The organism is Catenulispora pinisilvae (assembly GCF_015356865.1).
Lineage (GTDB): Bacteria > Actinomycetota > Actinomycetes > Streptomycetales > Catenulisporaceae > Catenulispora > Catenulispora pinisilvae.
Map to the genome: position 1 here is coordinate 1 of NZ_JAAFZA010000553.1, position 743 is coordinate 743.

The following is a 743-nucleotide window of genomic DNA, read 5'->3' on the forward strand; positions in this document are numbered from 1 at the left end:
GTTTGGTTGTGGGTTTCAAAGCTTTTTACGGCCTTCGGTCATGGTTGTGCCGGTTCGGGGTTCGAGGCGGTGGGTGTGCTTGTTGGCTGCCGGTTTTCGCGTTCACGATCCCGCCGCATCTCAGGCCTCTTCAACTCCGGCAGGTCGGAACAAGAACCAGATCAACTGCAAGATCAACAGCCAGATCAAGGTCAACGGCACAGTCAAGGTCAACGGCACAGTCAAGGTCAAAAACTGTGATGAAGAGCCCGGCGCCTCCGGCGGGGGCTCTTGGCTCCCTCGGGGAACTGGCGCGGTTCCATAGGGTGGCCGGGTCAGGGCCCTGCGCCTGCGGTTTGTGAGGTGGCTACGGTCCGTTCCCCACGGTCGCGTCGTCAGCCCCAAGGGGTACAGCACCGGTGTCCGGGAGTAAAGTCCGCGCGGTTGCGGTCGAGCCCGCAAGCTGCGGTTTTGATAGCGCGAACTTGACTCCCGGCCACCGGCGCTGTAGGCGAAGCCCTGCCGACGCGACCGAGGGGAACGAACCGAAAACCGACCGGAGAAGTACAAAACTGGTGGTGCGGGACCGGCGGCTCGGCGAGTTCGGCCGCCGGTCTAGGTACTGGCAGCGCGGCAGTCCCGAGAGTACGCATTCTAGGCTGGCGAGTGCGGGCGCGGACAGCAACATCTGCCGGGGATGTCGACACCCGACACCCGACACCCGACACCCGACACCCGACACCCGACAGCTGGCTGTTGCGAGC

The 743-nt window shown here is 63.9% G+C and carries 1 protein-coding gene; it reads left to right on the forward strand.

Going from position 1 to position 743, the window contains the following annotated elements; translation table 11 throughout:
- The coding region (locus IZR01_RS51965; protein ID WP_228561481.1) for a hypothetical protein at nt 1-304 on the forward strand (304 nt) is incomplete at its 5' end.
- Nucleotides 305-743: the final 439 nt, after the last annotated feature.